This is a genomic window from Shewanella sp. M16, assembly GCF_018224605.1.
Lineage (GTDB): Bacteria > Pseudomonadota > Gammaproteobacteria > Enterobacterales > Shewanellaceae > Shewanella > Shewanella oncorhynchi.
Map to the genome: position 1 here is coordinate 1 of NZ_JAGTUL010000088.1, position 4,641 is coordinate 4,641.

4 protein-coding genes and 3 pseudogenes are annotated in these 4,641 nt (G+C 41.7%); 3 read left to right on the plus strand and 4 right to left on the minus strand.

The features are described 5' to 3' along the window. From KFE26_RS23325 to KFE26_RS23335, 3 genes are all read right to left on the minus strand, one after another. A partial coding sequence (locus KFE26_RS23325) for an IS5 family transposase (protein WP_212601887.1) occupies positions 1-839 on the minus strand: 839 nt, incomplete at its 3' end. Between the two features lie 214 nt (positions 840-1,053). Next, complete coding sequence (locus KFE26_RS23330) at positions 1,054-1,380, minus strand: hypothetical protein (RefSeq protein WP_212601888.1); 327 nt, start codon at positions 1,378-1,380, stop codon at positions 1,054-1,056. Then, on the minus strand, positions 1,355-1,630 hold the full coding sequence (locus KFE26_RS23335) for a hypothetical protein (protein ID WP_212601889.1): 276 nt from the start codon (positions 1,628-1,630) through the stop codon (positions 1,355-1,357). The genes KFE26_RS23330 and KFE26_RS23335 overlap by 26 nt, the downstream gene beginning before the upstream one ends. A gap of 85 nt (positions 1,631-1,715) precedes the next feature. On the opposite strand from KFE26_RS23335, the pseudogene KFE26_RS23340 reads away from it, so the two are divergent. After that, a pseudogene (locus tag KFE26_RS23340) lies at positions 1,716-1,961 on the plus strand (transposase family protein); the annotation flags it as partial. Between the two features lie 115 nt (positions 1,962-2,076). Here KFE26_RS23340 and KFE26_RS23345 read toward each other — a convergent pair. After that, positions 2,077-3,966, minus strand: a complete 1,890-nt coding sequence (locus KFE26_RS23345; RefSeq protein ID WP_212601890.1) for a PKD domain-containing protein — start codon at positions 3,964-3,966, stop codon at positions 2,077-2,079. A 203-nt stretch (positions 3,967-4,169) separates the two neighbouring features. Between KFE26_RS23345 and KFE26_RS23350 the strand changes: the two are divergent. Together KFE26_RS23350 and KFE26_RS23355 are read left to right on the plus strand one after the other, a co-directional pair. Further along, a pseudogene (locus tag KFE26_RS23350) lies at positions 4,170-4,367 on the plus strand (IS6 family transposase); the annotation flags it as partial. Positions 4,368-4,457: 90 nt separating this feature from the next. Further along, positions 4,458-4,641, plus strand: a pseudogene (locus KFE26_RS23355) (IS982 family transposase); the annotation flags it as partial.

Genomic DNA, 4,641 nt, shown 5'->3' on the forward strand with positions numbered 1-4,641 from the left:
CCTAGCAGTTGTTTTATCCTGTACATAGCGGTTTCTGAGATTGAACGGCGATGATAACCATATCGTTTTTTCCACTGCTTATTTGAGCCATGAAGCTGTTGCCAACTGACGGCTAAGTTTCGTGGATACCCTTGTTCCCATAGCGCAGCACCTTCCCTAGGTGGAATGAGCACTAAAGCGCGTTTTCGACGAACGACTTCATGACAGGCTTTCGTGTCGTAAGCACCATCACCCGAGATATTGCGGATTTTTCGATGGGTTTGCTTAAGTAAATTGGGCATCACTTCAGCGTCTGTGACACCTGATAAACTGAGTTCTGCGGCAATAATTTCATGGCTATGCGTATCTACGGCAATAATTTCATGGCTATGCGTATCTACGGCAATATGCCGTTTACGCCACACTCGGCGCTTTACATCTGTGCCATGTTTCTTCTCTTTCCACTCACCTTCGCCATAGACCTTCAAGCCTGTTGAGTCGATAGCTAAGTGCTCAATGGCGCCGCGAGTCTTGGTTTTAAAAGCAATATTGACCGTTTTCGCGCGTTTACTGATGCAGGTGTAATGCGGGCAAGATAATGTGATGTCACCCAGTTTAAACACCGAATTGATAAAGCCCTGTAAGGCTCGCAGTGGCATAGAGAAAATACGCTTAACCATCAACGCAGTGGTAATGGCTAAGTCGCTAAACACTCGAGGGCGACCTTTCTTGGGCTGCTCGACCTTGGCTTTCCACTTAGCAATTGCATCCTCATCAATCCAGAAGGTAAGTGAACCGCAGTTGATTAAAGCTTGGTTGTATTGATTCCAGTTGGTTGTTTTATAGCGAGGTTTTGACACGGTTGATGGGCAAGTTGATAGGCGATGCCGATCAGATCTGCGGCTTTAGTTCAACCTATTTAGGAAACAAAGTCACGTAATAAGTGCAGTTACATTAAAAACACTAACATTACTATCGACTAAAACATCATTAGCAGTGCCACTAGAAGGATTTTCCCCTTCGAATGTCCTTTGTAGTGCAAGAATAGCTCCCTATTGAGAGCCGTTCTTGTATTTAAATCTTGGTAGTTATATTCGGTTCTGAAACAGAAGTAAATTTGAAGCAATGTTCAGATGTTATTAGCCAATTATTCAAGCTATTAATTACATAATTATCACTAAGATTATAATGGGTTGTTAGACCTAGAATACTAAGCTCCCTTCCCATAGATAAAGCACTATCTAAACTCATATTATTCGCATGGAACATTTCAACACGGCCATCTTTATTTTTCTTTATATATGCAGTGTGAACGACTCTAGAGTTTTTATCATCAATAAAATTTATAATCCAAGACTCTTTTACCAACGAAGTATCAAAATATCTCCTTGTTGTTGACATATTCACTTCCATTAAGCCTGAATATCTTTGATTGCTCCCCCCTTTTTAACATGTTGTTAATAGTATCTCTGGTTTCTTTCTTAATTGTTTTATCTAATACACCAAATTTTAATGCTATAGAATAACAAATCATTGGTCCCCAAGATGATTTATCTTTTTTGTAATTACTCCCTACCTTCTTATTTAACACACCTTTCTCTAATCCAGATTTTTCTTCACTATCAACACTCCATTCATATACTTTTATCATCGTAATGATCCCCTCCCAGCCAAGGGGTGATCATGCTTAATCGCGTGGACAAAAAGCACTCTTTTTCTTTGCCATTTGAAGCCTTATGCTTAAACATCTCGATTGTATCACCGACTGCCGTTCTCATATAAATCAAGACCATGACCTAGTTGATATCTGCTTCCTTGTACTCTGTGCCGTCATTTCAGGTGCCCAGACTTTGGCCGATTGCCATCAGTTTAGCACATTAAAGCTCGACTAGTTACGCCTGCATCGACCTTACGCCAATTGGATCCCCAGTCAGCAAAGCATTGGACGTATCTTCAGAGGTATCGCGCAATTATCACTCTTAGGGGTACGAAGCCCAATGGAACAAAAACGTACGCTAAGCTTCTTACCCCGAGGACATAAATTTCTTCTCTCACAAAATCTTAAAATTCAGATCTCGTATTGAAATACTCTTAAGGTTAATTTCGAGGGGATGGGCGCAAAACCCCTAACTCTATGCTATCTGCTGGCGATGTGTTACTGCCTTTTGTGTAATCAGCCACTAAACTCACACCGCTATAACTGCGATAAGCTTTCAACATCACATGATAACGGCCGTTGCCTGAATTTAATGTACAGCTTTCGTTATTGCCATTTTTAAATGGTCTGCAATCATAGCTATTTGAAGTTGGTTTACTGTCTTTTTTTACATACAAATCAGCGTCACCAATCCCACCTGATAACCTAATGGTAATATTGCTAGCGTCCATTGGTACGTCAATATAGTAAAATATTTCTGAACCGGAGCCCCCTGTAATTCCCGTTTTAGGTTGCCCTTTTACGAGTTCATTATTAGGCAATGTGCCGTCAGAAGTCACGGACACTTGCTGAGTTAAGGTATCACTTTGGTTATTAGAATCTAGCACTGTTAGGCTGACATCATAAGTACCTGAAGCCGCAAAAGTATGGGCGAGTTGTTCGCCAGCGCCTATTTGATTATCACCGAAGTTCCAATCGTAATGACTAATTGAACTGTTTGAACTAGAGCCGCTGGCATTAAAGCTGCACAGCTCAAAATCACAGCTATAAGTGAAGCGTGCTGTAGGCGTTGGAATATTGCCGACGTTATCACCTATTGGTACAACGCCATTAAAATGGTCTGATACTTGTGGCCAAATCTTACTGATTTTTGCCCCTTTATTGTAGCACCCCCCTAAGTGATGTAAGGCTACTGCGTTATTGCTCGATGCCGCTATAACAGGTGACCCGGACGATCCGCCAATAGTGTCACAGTTATAACCAATATCGGTATTGCTGCCACGGCCATTTGTCGATGCTGCATTCACTTGACACAGACCATTACTGTCTTGATCTGACTCAATCGCAAGCTCCTTTGGATTACCCGAACCATGCTGTGGAATATAAATCAGTTCACCTTGCAACGCATCACGTACCTCGAGACCCAGGTGGCCAAACTGGGTAATAGCGGTAAAGTTATTGACGCTAAACAGAGTGTAATCGAGGGTGTAGTCTGTTTTAAAAAACTCATTTCCGGTCACTTTGACTATGGTTTCTTTAGTGTTGCCGTTACAACTTTTATTTTGATAATTAAACCACACTTCAGTAGATGCTAACTCTTGCGCAGTCTCCACACAGTGGTTATTGGTAAACATTTTATTATCAGCCCCAACGCGCCAGCCAGTGCATAAACTGCGTCCACCAATAACCAAACGTGCGATTGGCCGGCTTCGTTCAAACTCAATGGGATGGCTATCCGCCCAGCATTGAACGCCTTTACGTTCATTCACGCCACAGGTCGAAAGGGGTGACACATCATTAAGGGGATCGTCAGCAGGTTGAATAACGCTTTCAGTGCCATAGAAATAACTATCCACCGTCCCAAATTCACTTTGTTCATCTACTGCAACGCTGGTACTAGGATAATATTCAATGATAGCGCTGTCATTTGATATCGACATAACAGAAAATGAGTGTATACCATCATCTCCGAATTTAGCATCGAGCGTCGCCGCTCTCATATCAGTGGCTGTATATTCATATCGTTCGCTGTTATCTGGGCTACGTACCACTAATTTTGCGCCGTTACTTAACTGCACATTAGTAAAATGCAACTTGATATAATCCGCATTAAGATGACTCAACTCGCGGCGGATTACAAAGCCCGCATCTGATGCGCTAATATGTTGATTGTTTAATACCAAATTGGCTGGTGCTCTCTCACCAATGATCACTTTGCTCGTCTCGCTAGCCATTTCAGCATAACGCAATATTTGTCGCTCATCGACATTGGCGGACGCCGTTGAACCATACACCGCCACGATTGCCGATAGTAAATAATGTAATTTCATGCTTATTCCCTTATTTGTTGCTGATTAATTTGTCATTAATACTGCTCTTCCAATGAACGCACCATTACAGGCACAAAATTAAGGATATAAGCTAAATGCAAGAATACCAGTTAACAAATGAAAAAAATCGCTTGTGATTTAAACGGTAATCCAACGGTAAAAAATAACTAAAACAGTCAAAGACAAACTCCTTGCGTATCATCATGCAAGCTCTACGATATTACCTAGCCTATAAACTTAGTTACCGTGAAATTGAGGAAATGTTCGCGAAGCGAAACATTCATTTTGACCACTCAACACTGAATCGTTGGGCTATCAAATATGCACCACAGCTTGAAGCTAAATTCAGAAAGAGCAAGCATCGAGTATCTGGCTCATGGCGAATAGATGAAACCTACATAACCTGAACTCGGGATAAAAAATTTGAATTAATAGCCCTCCAAGTAATCGGATCTTTCGACCAATAGAAACCCCATCACACCGGAGGGCCTATGCATAAATTAGTGGAAGTATTTTGCGATGTAGATGATTTTTGCGCTGTTTTCATGCCAGAATGGGAAAAAACGCTGTTAACCGATGGCACACGCAAGCGTCAACGCGCTGGCCGTATGACGATGAGCGAAGTGATGACCATCATCATACTTTTTCAGATGTCTCACCACCGTGATTTCAAGA